The sequence below is a fragment of the Psychrosphaera sp. HA2-10 genome (assembly GCF_055693745.1).
Map to the genome: position 1 here is coordinate 262,548 of NZ_CM146341.1, position 15,681 is coordinate 278,228.

Consider the following 15,681-nt stretch of genomic DNA (forward strand, 5'->3'; position numbering starts at 1 on the left):
CAGACTTCGACAATTAGAAAGGCTTAACCACCGCCAAGATAATTATCGCAAGTAAAATTAATACTGGTATTTCGTTAAAAACCCGATAAAAGCGCGCAGTTTTTGTGTTTTTATTGTGCTTAAAGTCACTCAACAATTTAAAACAATAACCGTGGTAAACATATAAAATAGCAACGAGTAACAGTTTTGCATGCAGCCAATGACTAGCTTTAAACCAAGCTAGTCCATAACTATGGATGAGCAATAAGCCAAATATCAACGTGAAAATTGCAAATGGCGTAACAAAATAAAGCAACCTACGCTCCATCACTTTTAAGGTTTCAGATGTGTACTGCTTAGCCGTGTTAATGCTCAAATTATTACTAGGGCTAATAGCGCAATCACTACCGGATTCCTTATCAGTAATGTCATTTTCTATATGGTTGTTTTCGGCGTGATATACAAACAGCCTTGGTAAATAAAAAATACCAGCGAACCAAGCGATCATAAAAAAAACGTGAAAAGCCTTAAACCAAAGTAAGGTCATAATAATGCGTTCCTGTTCATTAATATTGTGCGAAGTTGCTCCCAAGTAACTATACCAACAATTTTTTCACCACTGGTGCTGGTTATAAGTGTTGCACCATCACGTTGGTCTTTAATGAGTTCCCACACATGGGCCATTGTTGAGCGGGTATCAATAGTTAAAAGTGGGGTATATTTAACTTTATCGTTATTTCGAGAGTAACTTGTATCAAACTCAGCTAGAGAATAGTCCACACCTAAGTCGTGTTTCATGGCAACAATTAACCATTGCTCAGGCTGTTTGTCGTTTAAGTGAAAACGGACATCTTGTTCCGTAACGTAATTAATTAATTTTAAATTAGTGTCCATTTCCGCAAGTACACCAATTTTTTCCAACACCGTAGTCGCAGGTGGCGTTTGATACATCAAACCTTGGAAGTCCAACTGCTGAAGGAAAATAGAACGATTTTTTAACCCTTGAGAACTTGTGATGTAAGCACTGGCAATTACAATAATTGCCGGTGTAATCGCCGCCGGGTTGTTAGTAAGTTCCACTACCGCCACCAATGCTGCAAGCGGTGCATGCAAACTTGCCGCCATCAATCCTGACATACCTAATACTGCGTAAGTGCCCATAAAGTGAATACTTGGGTCGATGAGCAAAACTAAATTAGCAACAATAAGACCTATTAAGACACCTAACCCAAAAACAGGACCGATAATACCGCCGGGAACACCGAGTCCTATCGCAACTAATGTTAAAAACAGTTTAGATACCAATAAGATAATCAACAATTCTAAGTTGGTCGGTGAAATCATTGCTTGGTTAATTGCGCTTGTACCGTCACCTAAGGCTTCTGGCACAAAATAACCGACAATTGCGGTAAGTACACCAGCCAATAACAAACGTGGAAACATATTTACGTATCGGAAAGTACGAATGATGCGCATCAAGTTAGTATTAAAGATATAAGCACTTATTCCTAACGTTATGCCTAATAATATTAACCAAGGGTAGTGACTGCCAGGTAGGGTAAATACACTCAATTGTGCAAATTCGATATGTGGGCCAAACACAAATTGAGTGATAATTGATCCTGCCGATGACGCTAGCATCACAGGAATAAAGATATGAATTTTGTATTCTCTTAGCACCACTTCCATCACAAAGATAACCGCGGCAAGTGGTGTGTTAAACGATGCTGAAATACCAGCCGCGATGCCACAAGCTGTGAGTGTGCGTACCGCGTTATGAGGTAGTCGTAGCCATCGACCAAAGTAACTCGCACCAGTAGCGCCAATATGAACAGACGGGCCTTCTCGACCAACTGAAAAGCCGCTTGATAACGCTAGAATACCACCGACAAATTGGTTAGCAGTGTTCCAAAAGGGCATATTGCCATAATGTGCTTTAATACGGTGCAAAACAAAAGGAATACCTAAACGATAGTGTTTGTAACCAGTAAAGTCGGCAAAAATAGCAATTAAGATGGCAGCAAAAATAGGCAGGGTTGGTAAAATATAGTCCAGTAAATCGTCAAAACCGCCCCCGGTAGAGAAGGTTTGTTGAATAAACTCGATAGCTAAGCGAAACACAACTATGAGTAATGCCGCAGCGATGCCGCCCAACAAACCTAGAATACTAAGTTGTATACTAGTTTGAGGAATTGCTAATCGTTTGCGCAGGGCATATAGACTGTTAGATAGCATCTATGTTCCGAAATACTATGGTTACCATCCACGGTAACAAACCATATAAAAGTGATTATTCTAGTTAAACACACCTAGTCAAACTAAGGTCGCAAAGTGTACCATAAACCTATGACATGTAATAAAAATTATCAACTATGAATTATTGGCTAAGTTTTGAAGGTCTAAAAGAAAGGTTAGGCCGTTTTAGGTTCCTAATGTTACTGATATTTGTAATATCAATAACAGCGTATACCAGTTACCAAATTGGTGGCAGCGTTAATAAGTGGCAACAGCAACAGTTAGTTAAGCAACAAGCTCGACTAGACAATCTCTATCAAGAGATCGATCAACATGTAAGAAAAAACAACTATTTAACCGTTGAATTGCAAGTTGAAAAAAAAGCGGGCAAACAAACACAAGAAGAATTGGTGATCTTGCGTGAAGAACTATTTCAGTTGCGTAAAGAGTTGAGCTTTTATCAAAAAGTACTGGCGCCAGAGTTAGTTGCAGACGGGTTAGCCATTGAGCAGTTTAATATTGAACAAGACAAAGGACAAAATAGATACACGCTTCATTTTGCGGTAGTACAAACTGACAGTAAAAAAAGAAATGCAAAAGGTAACATCAGCCTTAATATTGTTGGTTATGAAGATGGACAACGCACAACGTTAGACTTAGCGAAACTTGCAAACTTGTCATCATCAGATTTAAAATTTAGTTTTCATTATTTTCAATACTTTGAAGGTAAATTTCAGCTTCCAGAGGGTTTTGTGCCTGCCAACATAGAGATAAAAGTCGTGCAACCTAAAACACGTTGGCAACCGTATAAAGCCTTTACGGAAAAGAGAGATTGGCCTGATTTATAGGCGCTGGAATACTTGATTAAATTTGTCAGGTATTAGATAATCGCGCCCCGTTTTTATGAGGTATTTTTTATGACTGACATTGTGACACCGACTGCAGAACCAACAGAGACGCCAGAATTACCGATTCAATTTTCTGATGCCGCTGCGATCAAAGTGAAGCAGTTAGTTGATGAAGAAGAAAATCCAGCTTTAAAACTGCGTGTTTACGTTACTGGTGGCGGTTGTTCAGGATTCCAATATGGCTTTACGTTTGATGAAGACGTGAATGCTGGTGATATGGAAATAGAAAAGCAGGGCGTGTCTATGGTGATTGATCCAATGAGCTTGCAATACCTTGTTGGTGGCATCGTCGATTATACGGAAGGATTGGAAGGTTCTCGCTTTTTTGTAAACAACCCAAATGCCACTACAACATGTGGATGTGGTGCGAGTTTTAGCGTTTAAAAACAACGCCCTCAACAAATGAAAAAAATAGTTACAGAAAAGGTCGATTAAATCGGCCTTTTTTTGTGCGCGTCGCTAGGTTTCACACTACCATTGAATTACTATTCTAATATAACGTTTTGGTATATTTAGGAAATTCATGAGCACTTCAACGTCTAAATCAGGCTTACTAGAGAAAAAACCTTATATTCTAGCCATCGCTATTACAATACTGCTTATTGTGTGGATGGCTTCTGGCATTATTGGTAAGAAAGATAAAACCTTATCAAGTGATGCTAGTGAAGATACCGAAAAGTTACCCACAGTAGAAGTTACGTTGTTTAACACAGAACCTGTGCAAAGAAGCATAGAGCTATATGGCCGCACTGAGCCTGATCGTGTTTTAGTGCTGGACTCTGAAGTTGATGGTCGTGTTGTTGAAATTTTAGTATCAGAGGGGCAATTAGTTCAGGAAGGGCAAGCCATCCTGAAACTTTCACTAGACGATAAACTGGAACAGCTCAATTTTGCGAAATCGTTAGTTAAACAACGTGAAATTGAATATAAAGGCGCAAGTTCACTACAAGCAAAAGGCTTACAAGGTGAGTCGTTATTAGCACAAGCTAAAGCCGCTCTTACCGAAGCTAAAGCACTTGTAAAACTAAGAGAATCCCAATTAGAAAAAAGCACAATAGTCGCCCCATTTTCTGGAGTTATTAATAATCAAAGTGTTGAATTAGGCAGTGTAGTAAGTAAGGGGCAGGCGCTATTTGAGTTAGTGGACTTATCTCCTTTGGTAGTTACAGCGCACGTAACGGAGAACTATGTCGACCTAATCGATGAAAACGCCCAAGTTGAGGTCCTTTTGGTTAATGGCAAGCGTGTTCCAGGTTCATTGCGCTATATATCAAGCATGTCTGAAGTAGGCACAAATACCTTTGTAATAGAAATTGAAATTGATAATCCAGAACAAAAAATGAAAGCGGGTATTAGTACGGAAATCGACGTCATGTTTGCACAAGAACAAGCGATCAAGGTTTCACCAGCTTTGTTATCTCTTGATAAAGATGGAAACTTAGGTGTAAAAACCGTCGTAAATGAGCGGGTAGTGTTTACTCCAATCGATATGATTAAAACAGAACAAGACGGAGTGTGGTTAGCGGGTTTTTCTGGTGAAACCCAAGTGATCACGCGAGGGCAAGGTTTTGTTCGTCCCGGTGACGAAGTAGCAGTTTCAATAACGCAAGCAGGAAACTAAATCATGCGAGGAATTATTGACGCCGCGCTAGACCGCACTCGTACCGTATTAATGATTTTTTTATTGCTACTTGTATCAGGCGCAATTACTTACAAGAACATTCCTAAAGAGTCTGATCCAGACATCACTATTCCTATTATCTATGTTTCTATAGTACACGATGGCATTTCCCCTGAGGACGCTGAACGGATGTTAATCAGGCCGATGGAGATTGAGCTGCGGTCACTCGAAGGCGTTAAAGAAATGACCTCGACAGCCAGTGAAGGGTATGGCTCGGTGCAAATAGAGTTTGTTGCTGGTTTTGATCCTAAAGACGCGATCGCTGATGTCCGTGACAAAGTAACCATTGCTAAAGCCAAGTTACCAGCAGACTCGGAAGAGCCGGTTATTAAACAAGTGAGCATGGCGGACCAGCAACCTGTAATTACCATTGTCCTATCGGGGCCAGTGCCAGAACGAGGATTGGTGACTGTTGCTCGAGCGTTAAAAGATGAAATTGAGGGATTAAGTGAAGTCTTGGAAGTCGAGGTCGGTGGCGATCGCGAGGATATTGTAGAAATTGTTGTAGATCCATTGTTGATGGAAAGTTACGGCTTAGATCAAAACGATATCCTTAATCTGTTACAACGAAATAACCGTTTAGTTGCTGCTGGGACTTTAGATACGGGAGCCGGGCGTTTTGCTGTAAAGGTCCCGTCTGTTTACGAAACAGTAAAAGATGTATATGAACAACCCATTAAAGTCGTTGGCGATAGAGTGATTACTTTTGGTGATGTTGCATCGGTTCGTCGCTCATACAAAGACCCTAGTAGCTTTGCGAGATTAAATAATCACCCTTCGGTTTCATTAGAAATTAAAAAGCGCCCAGGTGAGAACATCATCGAAACAATAGACAAGGTCAAGGCAATTGTCGCAGCGGGCCAATCAATGTGGCCTGAGCATATAGAGGTGACCTATACAGGCGATAGATCAAAAGATGTGGAAAAAATGCTTACTGATCTACAAAACAATGTTCTTTCAGCCGTGTTATTAGTTGTGATTGTTATTATTGCGACATTAGGTGTTCGGTCTGCAACCTTAGTTGGAATAGCTATTCCTGGATCATTTCTGACGGGAATATTAGTCATTTCTTTAATGGGCATGACGGTCAACATGGTGGTGTTATTTTCACTCATTATGGCGGTTGGCATGTTGGTTGATGGCGCGATAGTGGTGACTGAATTTGCCGACAGGATGATGAGCGAAGGGAAACCTAAGCGGGAGGCTTATCGCCTTGCATCTAAGAGAATGGCTTGGCCAATCATAGCCTCAACAGCTACAACGTTAGCAGCGTTTGCGCCTTTAATATTCTGGCCAGGAATGATGGGCGAGTTTATGAAGTATTTGCCCATTACTCTTATTGCAGTATTGACGGCCTCACTTGTAATGGCATTAATTTTTGTGCCAGCAATGGGCACGCTTATCGGTAAAGTTCGTCCCGTTTCAAAAGAGACAAAAGAACAATTGCTACAAGCAGAAGATGGCGATATTCGAACCTTGCATGGCTTTACTGGCAAGTACGTTCGCTTTTTAGAAAAAGCGATTACTAATCCACTGAAAAGTCTAGCTGTTTCAATCGTGATTGCAGTGACAGTTTTCACAGCGTTTAATTTTAGTGGTTTAGGATCTGAGTTTTTTCCAGACGTTGAGCCTGAGGGCGCAAGTATTGTTGTTCGCTCACATGGTGACTTATCAATATATGAGAAAGACCAAATCATGCAGCAAATTGAGCGACGACTAGTCACTCTTGATGAAATTGAGACTTTATATGCTCGCACCGGCGGAAGTGATCAAGTCGGTTATATGAGAATGAACCTTGTGGATTGGCAATTGCGACGTAAAGCGAATGAGATTATCGAAGACGTACATGAGCTGACCAAAGACATTGCAGGCGTTGAGGTTGAGGTTCGAAAAGACGAAAATGGACCAAGTGGCGGTAAGGCGTTGGTTCTTGAACTAAGTTCTCGTTATCCTGAAGAATTAAGTGATGCTGTTCGTACTATTCGAGCTGCGCTTGAAGAAAATGGTAATTTTATCAACCTTTCAGATACGGCGGACAAAGACGGTATTGAATGGCAATTACTAATCGACCGTAGTAATGCCGCACGTTTTGGTGCTGATGCAACCTTGCTAGGTAGTACTATTTCTATGGTGACCAACGGTCTTAAAATTGGTGAGTATAGACCCGACGATGTTGACGATGAATTGGACATTCGTGTTCGATATCCAGAGCACAAACGAAACATTGGCCAATTAGAAGCTGTTCGAGTGAAAACTCAATCGGGAATGGTCCCTGTCAGTAATTTTGTTGAACAAAAAGCCGTTCCAAAAGTGGATGTTATCCGACGCGTAGATGGTAGAAGAGTCGTACAAATAGCCGCCGATATGGCGCCGGGCGTATTATTGTCGCAGCAACTTCCTATTTTGACAGAAAAGTTACCTCAATTAGGCTTGAGTCCAAATATCGCGGTAAAAGTAAGAGGCGAAAACGAAGATCAGGAAGAGTCGCAGGTGTTTCTGCAAAATGCATTTATGGTTGCATTATTTGTAATGGCGATAATTTTGGTCACACAATTTAATAGTTTCTATCAAGCTGCATTAATTTTAAGTGCGGTTGTATTCTCAACGGTTGGTGTATTTTTAGGTTTGTTAATAGTCCAAAAACCTTTTGGTATTGTAATGTCTGGGATAGGGGTAATATCGCTTGCCGGTATTGTAGTGAACAACAATATAGTATTAATTGACACATATAACGTGTTGCGCAAGCAGGGCTTAAAATACACAGAAGCGATTTTGCGAACCGGCGCTCAACGTTTACGACCTGTAATGTTAACTACAGTAACAACGGTGTTAGGCCTTATGCCTATGGTATTAGAGGTGAATATTGACTTGCTCAATAGGGTAATGGAGTTTGGGGGGCCGTCAACGCAATGGTGGTCGCAACTTTCCATTGCGGTAGCTGGTGGATTAACGTTTGCTACTGTGCTGACCTTAGTTTTAACACCTTGTTTATTGGCGCTTGGTGAGCGAGTCAGAATCGCCTTGCGCACCAAGCCAACAAGTATGGCGACCAACGTTAATTGATATAGTGATTTAAACCATACATAAGACCAAAAAATACCGCAAGGGCAACGGAAAAGGCAATAATATAATAAAAGCCTCGTTTCCCTTGCTCTATTGTCCAGTCATTCATACGCAGGTATTGCCACCAAACAAGGCTTAATAACAGCGGTATAAAAAAGAAAAACTTAATCATCAAAATATCCCTTCTTCTTCATCAATGATGTCTTTTTCTTCATCAATGGTAATAGGTGAAAACTCATCTACGTATTTAGTTGGTTCAGTACCTTTAATAAAATACTCAAACTCTGTGGTATGGTCGGTTTTTCTTGATAACAGACCTGTTTTTCTGTCAATTCTTACGGAAACAATTCCTTCAGGGATCTCTCGTTTAGCAACAGGGATGCTATCTGATATTTGCGATATAAAGTCTATCCAGCCCGGTAACGCAGTAACCGCACCAGCTTCTGCACCTGATTCTTGTTCGTCGTTACTCAAATTTGCATTAAACGATGTGCGGCCAAGCGCTCGTCCTGGTGCGTCAAAACCAACCCAAGTTGTTGCAACAATTGACTCGTTAAAGCCGGTAAACCAAGTATCTGCGGCATCATTAGTTGTACCGGTTTTACCACTAAAGTCTCGACGTTTAAGCTTTTGAGCACGCCATGATGTGCCATTCCAGCCATTTCCTTTAGACCAAGTACCACCGCCCCAAATTGAGCTATTTAAGGCCTCAGAAATTAAAAATGCATTCTCTGTAGATATTACCCTTGGAGCAGCCATCTCATTGCGTGGTTGTGGACTTGTCTCCAGCATGTCGATATTCATATTGGTTAATTCAATATCATCTAAATTCGCTACCGTTTTAGTTGCTTGGTAAACCACCTCACCAGAAACTGTCTCAATACGCTCTATTAGATTGGGTTCAACTAAAAAACCACCGTTAGCAAAGGTACTCATACCTGTCACAACGGATAATGGAGTTAAAGCTGCTGATCCTAAAGAGATAGTCTCGTTTTCCGGCAAATCACTTTTAGCAAAACCAAATCGGGTTAAAAAGTCTACCGTTTTATCAACGCCTAAGGTTCTCATCACGCGAACCGCCATCACGTTTTTTGACTCCGCTAAACCACGTCTAACTCTTGTTGGACCGTTATAAGTCTCTGGTGAGTTGGCTGGTCGCCAAACACTATTTCGTTCCCATTTAGTAATAGGCGCGTCGTTGATTAATGTCGCTAGTGTGGTGCCGTTCTCTATAGCGCCTGAATAAACGAAGGGCTTTATGTTAGAGCCAATCTGGCGTTTGGCTTGAGTAATTCGGTTATACTGGTTATGAGCAAAATCGTACCCGCCAACTAACGCTAATATATCGCCATTATTCGGATTCATCGCCACTAATGAACTACTCACCAGTGGCTTTTGGCTCAGTCGATAGCTTAAGTCGTCATTTTGACGTAGCCAAATCAACGCGCCCTCTTTAAGTATTTGAGCAGCAAATTCTGGTGCATCGCCTTGTTTGTTATCATTAATATATGGTCTTGCCCATTTCAAATTATCCCAATCTAAAACTTCGACTTTGCCACCTTTTGCTAAAACATAAACAGAGTTATCCATGACATTAGTAACAACGGCAGGAATGACATCGCCATAGGCTTTTATCCTAGCTAAGTAGTTTACGATTTTGTCGCTATCCCAAGCTGCATTTTGCTCAGACGTTGAGTCTATATTTTCCGAGTCCCAAAGAAATCGGGTAGGTCCTCTGTAACCATGACGCTCATCGTAACTATGGATATTGTTGCGTACTGCTTTGCGAGCGGCAACTTGAGCGTCACCATTAATAGTCGTGTATACGTTAAATCCTTCCGTGTATGCTTTTTCTAAGCCATATCGGTCGACCATTTCTTTACGAACTTGTTCGGCGACATACGGTGCTGGTGCTGTAATTTTTGCTCCGTGGAGTTTTGCAGTTATTGGTGCCAGTTTAGCTTCTTCATAGGTTTGCTTATCAATGGCACCAACGGCAAACATTCGACCTAGTACAACGTTTCTGCGCCATTTTGCTAAGTCTGGATTACGTATCGGGTTATATCGAGTTGTCGCTTTTGGAATGCCTGCAATCATTGCTAATTGTGGCAATGTCAGCTCGCTGATATCTTTACCATAATAAACTTGCGCAGCAGCTCCGATGCCAAACGCTCGATTCCCAAAAGGAATTTTATTCAAGTATAAGGTCAGAATCTCTTCTTTACTCATGATTTGTTCTATATGCAATGCGATATAAATTTCTTTGATTTTTCGCATCCAGCGCTTATCTAGCGATAAAAATACATTTCGTGCTAATTGCATCGTAATAGTACTGGCACCTTGGGCTTTACGACCGGTTGAAATTACGACAAGTGCAGAGCGAACAACGCCAATTGGATCGATACCAAAGTGATCATAAAAACGAGAGTCTTCAGTGGCAATGATTGCATCTTTAAGCGCTTGAGGAATTTCTGAATATAAAACGGGATCTCGTCTTTTTTCACCAAATTGGGAAATTAACTCACCCTCAGCAGTGTAAACTCTCATCGGAATTTGAAAGCGGACGTCGCGAATAGAATCTTCATTTGGTAAGTCGTCTTTTACATAAAAATAAAACGCAACTATCAAGAAAACAGACAGTAACGTTCCAAAAATCATTAGCGCTACTAATTTTTTGAGCCAACTCATTGAATAAACCTAGAAAAAAATCTGCTATAAGGATAATGTAGGTAGTATAACCGGAACAGGATGATAGAAAAGGCTTTTTATTCACTCAAAAAAAGTCTAATCTTTAGTTTGTAGGATAAATAACAGGCAGCTCAGTGACTTGACATGTTAGACACAATTAGGAAGTTATTTACAAAAAGTGTTCCCTATATGGTTGGGATTGATATTGGTTCGCACTCGGTAAAAGCAGTATTGTTATCGGAACAACACGGCGTTTATAGAGTAGAGGAAGCCCTTGTCGAGCCTATGCCAAAGGGAATGATAAAGGATAGCGAAATTCAAGATATTGAAGCCGTCGCTAGAGTTATCAGCAAAATTAGAAAGCATATTCCAAAATCAGTGAAATATGCAGCGGTAGCTATTTCAGGATCCAGCGTGATTACTAAAGTCATCTATATGGATGTGACGCTTTCTGACTCTGAGTTAGAGAGTCAAATTGAAATTGAAGCTGATTCACTTATTCCATATCCGCTCGATGAAGTTAGCCTTGATTTTGAAAAGATTGACGTCAACCGAGCAGACCCATCAAAAATCGATATTTTGCTCAGTGCAGCACGTACAGAAAACATAGAAGCTCGTTCACACGCAGTGTCCGAAGGTGGTTTTGAACCTAAAGTACTTGATGTTGAAAGCTATGCTTTGAGCCGAGCTGGACAATTATGTATTGGTCAATTGCCAGACGATGCTAATGAAAAAGTCGTTGCTTTTGTAGATGTGGGCTCTCAAATTACGCTGCTTAGCATAATCCAAGGAGAGCGCTCTCTTTATACTCGTGATCAGGTTTTTGGTGGCGAACAATTTACCAATTCAATTGTTTCTTATTATGGCCGTTCTTATGAAGAGTCTGAAAAAGCAAAAGTAAATGGTGATTTACCGCCAAACTACACATTTGAAGTGTTGGCACCATTCCAGACAGCATTGTTGCAACAGATCCGCCGTTCAATTCAAATGTTTTTGAACACTAGTGAGAAAGATAATGTTGATTACATCGTTTTATCAGGCGGCACGTCGTTGATATCTGGCTTAGATAGGCTGCTTATCGACGAGTTAGGAATTCATACGGTTGTAGCTAAGCCTTTTGCCGAACTAGAAATCGCTGCTGAATTAGATTCTGAAGAAATTGAACTTGTGCAGTCACAGTTAATGATTGCGACAGGTTTAGCATTAAGGAGCTTTTCAGAATGCCATATATAAATTTACTGCCGTGGCGGGAAACAGCGCGTAAAGAGTTGCAACAACAGTTCCTTGCGATATTAGGGGCGTTGTCCGCAGTCGTCATTTTTTTATTGTTTTTATTATCTATATATTATGGTCAGCGACTTGAGGGTCAGGAATATAGAAATAATTATCTTCAAAGCGAAATTTCAATACTCACTCAACGTATTAATGAAATTCGAAACTTGAATGATAAGAAGAGTGATCTTAACAAGCGTATAGCGCTGATAGAACAGCTTCAAGAAAGTCGAAACCTAGGTACAGAAATATTTAATGAAGTAGCAGGAATGGTTCCGACAGGTATATATTTAACAAAAATAGAGAAAAAAGGGCCATCACTTTTAATTAATGGCAAAAGCGAATCAAATAACCGCTTATCGAACATGATGAGAAATATTGAGCGTTCAGAGTTACTGGAAGCTGCGGATCTTGATTCTATTATCGCCGGAGAAAAAGACACAGCCTTACTTAGCGATTTCACCATGACAGTTTCAGTTAAGAAATATGTGCCAGAAACTGAGGAGAAGAAAAAATGAATCTAGATAAATTCAATTTTGACTTCTCTGATTTTGATATCAATGATATCGATTTCGAAAATATGGGGTCATGGCCTAAGCCTGCCAAGATAGCAATGGCCGCATTTGTTGCGATAGCGGTTGCTATCGCAAGTTACATGCTACTAGTCAGTAGCAAGGTTGAAGCGCTAGACAACGCAAAATTGCAGGAAGTGCAATTAAAAAACAACTACCGTATTAAATATGGTGCTGCCGTTAATTTAGACTCATACAAAAAGCAAATGGTCGACATGGAAGGCAAGTTCTCATTATTATTAAAGAGACTTCCTACGTCGCACGAAACACCGGGTTTATTAGATGACATTACTTATGTTGGTACAACATCTGGTCTGTCTTTTATTAAAATTAACTGGTTACCTGAAGTTGAAAAACAGTTTTATACTGAGCTTCCAATTCAAATAGAAGTGTTAGGTGATTATCATGAGTTTGGACAGTTTGTTAGCCAGGTAGCGGCTTTACCGCGAATTGTAACCCTCCATGACTTTACAATTACCGAAGCTAATAACGACAAACTTCGTTTAAATGTTGTTGCTAAAACATACCGTTACAAGGAGGCAGAAAAATGATCCGTTTAGTCGTTATTCTTCTTTCTCTTACGTTAGTAGGTTGTTACGATGATGTTTCAGATATTCAGCAATATATGAATAAAATTAAGAGTGGAACACCGGTAAAAATTGAACCGATTCCCGCTGTTAACGAATTTCAGCATATTGAATACTCAATGACGTCTTCACGTAGTCCGTTTGATTTACCATCACCCGAAGTAATTCAGGATAACTACGAACCAGCACAAAACTGCTTGGCGCCAGATCCTCGTCGCCGCAAGCAGCCCTTAGAAAAATTTGCGTTGGACAATTTGAGTATGAGGGGTACTCTAGGCACAGATAAAGAAGTTTGGGCACTAATTCAAGCTTCAGATGGGTCGTTACACCGCGTGACAGAAGGGAACTTTGTTGGCCTCTTTAATGGCCGTATTACGTCGGTAAATGATAACCGAGTTGTACTTGTAGAGTTGATTCCGGACGGCGCTGGTTGCTGGAAAGAACGTACTGCTCGTGTACAGTTAGCCGATAGTTCGGCAAATGAATAAAACTAATAAGAATATGGATTGCTAAATACAATGAAAAGTAACGTTAAGTTTTATAAAGTATTGACGGCATTTTTTGCGCTATTTTTGACTTTTACCGCTGCGTCAGTGCCGCTTTTGTACGATATTAGATACTCACCTATCGTAAAAGGCGAAACCGAGTTGGAGTTTGTTTTTGATGAAAATCTATATTCAGATCCAAGTATTCAGGTATTTAATGAGCCTGCGCGAATAGAACTATTTTTTGAAGAAACGGATTTTGATGAAAGTTTAGTAAATATTCTTATTCAAAAAGAAGGCGTTATAAATATTGAAACCCAACGTCAAGATAACGGCGTGCTGGTTAGCATTCTTTTAGACTACCTAAAGTTGTATAAGTCTAGAGTGGAAGGCAATAAATTTTTTATTCGAGTATCGGACAACGCGACTACAGAAGCTCAGTCTAACAACGACACAAACATAGAGCTAATTAACCGAATTCAAGCCCTTGACTTTAGACGAGGCGCAGAAGTTAATTCAGCTACAGAAGGTAGAGTATTAGTCTTCTTAAGAGACAATATGGCTGCAGTTGACGTTACGTCAAAAGAACAACAAATATTTATCCAATTTCACAACACCGACATCCTGACAGATCTTTTATATAAAATGGATGTAGTTGATTTTGGTACTATTGTTACAGGTTTAGAAACATTCCAAAATGGCAATAATAGCCAGCTAGTGATAGATGTTGAAGGTGATTTTGAATACGATTTTCAACAATTAGATAATATTTTTACATTAACAGTAAACAAAGCGCCAGAACAACAAGGCACGCTTGCAGGCGGTTCTGAGTATCAAGGTCAACCAATGTCCTTGAACTTCCAAGACTTACCAATTAGAACTGTATTGCAAATTATCGCAGATTTTAATGGTTTCAATTTAGTGGTATCAGATACCGTATCTGGTACGTTAACGCTTCGTTTAAATAGTGTACCTTGGGACCAAGCGCTTGATATCGTGCTTCGCACCAAAGGCTTAGATAAACGTATGGAAGGTAATGTTCTTATGGTTGCGCCCTCTGATGAGTTAGCAGCTCGCGAGGCCAGAGAATTAGAAGCTAAGAAAAAGGTAGAAGAATTCGAAGTTCTTGTATCTGAATTTATCCAAATTAATTATGCAAAGGCAGCAGAAATAGCCTCGTTGTTAAAGTCTGAAGGTACGTCAATTTTGACACCGAGAGGTCAAGTTTCAGTTGATGCCCGCACTAATACATTACTTGTTAAAGATACAGCAAGTGGTATTGAGACTGTAAAAAAAGCGGTTAAGACATTAGATATCCCGATTAAACAGGTTTTGATAGAAGCGCGTATGGTAACAATTCGCGATAATATCGATGAGCAGTTAGGTATCCGTTGGGGGATCTCAGGGAATAGTTCGGACGGTAATGGCGCTACCGGTGTGTCAGGCTCGTTAGAAGGGGCTCGTCAAACTAGAATTGGTTCTATAGGCTCTGATGCAGGTCCACGCCTTAATGTTAACTTGCCTGTTGCAAGCCCTGCAGGTAGCATCGCGGTTCAAATTGCTCGCTTAGCTGATGGCACTCTACTTGATTTAGAATTGTCAGCGTTGGAACGTGAGAATAAAGGCGAAATCGTTGCGACACCAAGAATTACAGCATCAAATCAGCGTATGTCTCGAATTGAACAGGGTACAGAGATCCCTTATGTTCAAGCTGCATCAAGTGGTGCAACTTCTGTGTCATTTAAAAAAGCTGTGCTAAGTTTAGAGGTGACACCTCAAATTACGCCAGATAACAGCGTTATTTTAGATTTAAACATAACTCAAAATGCTCGTGGTGATACAGTATCTACACCAACTGGTCCTGCGGTAGCAATTGACACTCAACAACTACAAACTCAGGTTACAGCTCGTAATGGTGAAACCATCGTATTAGGTGGCATTTATCAACAACAAGTAATTAATAGTGTTAGTAAAGTGCCATTATTAGGTGATATACCATTCATTGGAAGAGTATTTAGGACGGACACATCCTTCAACGAAAAGAGAGAGTTACTAATTTTCGTAACACCTAAAATTGTGACGGATGCGTTATAAAAACATCCAATCACCAACTCTTTCTTGCATTTTAGCTACTTTTTTTGCGATAATTCGCGCCTTATTTTTGGGGCGCGACTTTTTGTGTCTGGGCTTGTTTGTTAACACACTAAAAAT

At 40.3% G+C, this 15,681-nt stretch carries 13 protein-coding genes; 9 read left to right on the plus strand and 4 right to left on the minus strand.

Going from position 1 to position 15,681, the window contains the following annotated elements; translation table 11 throughout:
- Positions 1-13: 13 nt before the first annotated feature.
- Positions 14-526, minus strand: a complete 513-nt coding sequence (locus ACZ1GV_RS01340; protein WP_472674913.1) for a CopD family protein — start codon at positions 524-526, stop codon at positions 14-16.
- Complete coding sequence (locus tag ACZ1GV_RS01345) at positions 523-2,214, minus strand: chloride channel protein (RefSeq protein ID WP_472674914.1); 1,692 nt, start codon at positions 2,212-2,214, stop codon at positions 523-525. The genes ACZ1GV_RS01340 and ACZ1GV_RS01345 overlap by 4 nt, the downstream gene beginning before the upstream one ends.
- Before the next feature lie 197 nt (positions 2,215-2,411).
- Between ACZ1GV_RS01345 and ACZ1GV_RS01350 the strand changes: the two genes are divergently transcribed.
- The 4 genes from ACZ1GV_RS01350 (at position 2,412) to ACZ1GV_RS01365 (ending at position 7,866) form a co-directional block, all read left to right on the plus strand.
- The gene (locus ACZ1GV_RS01350; RefSeq protein WP_472674915.1) at positions 2,412-3,062 is read left to right on the plus strand and encodes a DUF6776 family protein; all 651 of its coding nucleotides are present in this window, start codon (positions 2,412-2,414) and stop codon (positions 3,060-3,062) included.
- A gap of 69 nt (positions 3,063-3,131) precedes the next feature.
- Positions 3,132-3,506 carry an iron-sulfur cluster insertion protein ErpA gene (erpA, locus tag ACZ1GV_RS01355; RefSeq protein WP_472674916.1) on the plus strand — a complete coding sequence of 125 codons (375 nt, stop codon included), beginning with the start codon at positions 3,132-3,134 and terminating at the stop codon, positions 3,504-3,506.
- Positions 3,507-3,645: 139 nt separating this feature from the next.
- On the plus strand, positions 3,646-4,743 hold the full coding sequence (locus ACZ1GV_RS01360) for an efflux RND transporter periplasmic adaptor subunit (protein WP_472674917.1): 1,098 nt from the start codon (positions 3,646-3,648) through the stop codon (positions 4,741-4,743).
- Between the two features lie 3 nt (positions 4,744-4,746).
- Positions 4,747-7,866: an efflux RND transporter permease subunit gene (locus tag ACZ1GV_RS01365; protein ID WP_472674918.1), complete on the plus strand. Its 3,120-nt coding sequence runs from the start codon at positions 4,747-4,749 to the stop codon at positions 7,864-7,866.
- Here the strand turns inward: ACZ1GV_RS01365 and ACZ1GV_RS01370 are convergent.
- Together ACZ1GV_RS01370 and ACZ1GV_RS01375 are read right to left on the minus strand one after the other, a co-directional pair.
- Positions 7,859-8,038, minus strand: a complete 180-nt coding sequence (locus ACZ1GV_RS01370; RefSeq protein WP_210560336.1) for a hypothetical protein — start codon at positions 8,036-8,038, stop codon at positions 7,859-7,861. The genes ACZ1GV_RS01365 and ACZ1GV_RS01370 overlap by 8 nt on opposite strands.
- Positions 8,038-10,554, minus strand: coding sequence for a penicillin-binding protein 1A (locus ACZ1GV_RS01375; RefSeq protein WP_472674919.1), 2,517 nt, complete (start codon positions 10,552-10,554; stop codon positions 8,038-8,040). The genes ACZ1GV_RS01370 and ACZ1GV_RS01375 overlap by 1 nt, the downstream gene beginning before the upstream one ends.
- Positions 10,555-10,698: 144 nt before the next feature.
- Here ACZ1GV_RS01375 and ACZ1GV_RS01380 point away from each other — a divergent pair, with 144 nt between their 5' ends.
- From ACZ1GV_RS01380 to ACZ1GV_RS01400, 5 genes are read left to right on the plus strand one after another with little or no spacing between them, the layout of a single operon-like run.
- A complete protein-coding gene (locus tag ACZ1GV_RS01380; RefSeq protein ID WP_472674920.1) occupies positions 10,699-11,787 on the plus strand; it encodes a pilus assembly protein PilM in 1,089 nt (362 codons plus the stop codon).
- A complete protein-coding gene (locus ACZ1GV_RS01385) occupies positions 11,775-12,344 on the plus strand; it encodes a PilN domain-containing protein (protein WP_472674921.1) in 570 nt (189 codons plus the stop codon). Before ACZ1GV_RS01380 ends, ACZ1GV_RS01385 begins: the two co-directional genes overlap by 13 nt.
- Positions 12,341-12,949, plus strand: coding sequence for a type IV pilus inner membrane component PilO (locus tag ACZ1GV_RS01390; protein WP_472674922.1), 609 nt, complete (start codon positions 12,341-12,343; stop codon positions 12,947-12,949). The genes ACZ1GV_RS01385 and ACZ1GV_RS01390 overlap by 4 nt, the downstream gene beginning before the upstream one ends.
- Positions 12,946-13,473, plus strand: coding sequence for a pilus assembly protein PilP (locus ACZ1GV_RS01395; RefSeq protein ID WP_210560331.1), 528 nt, complete (start codon positions 12,946-12,948; stop codon positions 13,471-13,473). Before ACZ1GV_RS01390 ends, ACZ1GV_RS01395 begins: the two co-directional genes overlap by 4 nt.
- Positions 13,474-13,503: 30 nt before the next feature.
- The gene (locus ACZ1GV_RS01400) at positions 13,504-15,564 is read left to right on the plus strand and encodes a type IV pilus secretin PilQ (protein ID WP_472674923.1); all 2,061 of its coding nucleotides are present in this window, start codon (positions 13,504-13,506) and stop codon (positions 15,562-15,564) included.
- Positions 15,565-15,681 lie beyond the last annotated feature (117 nt).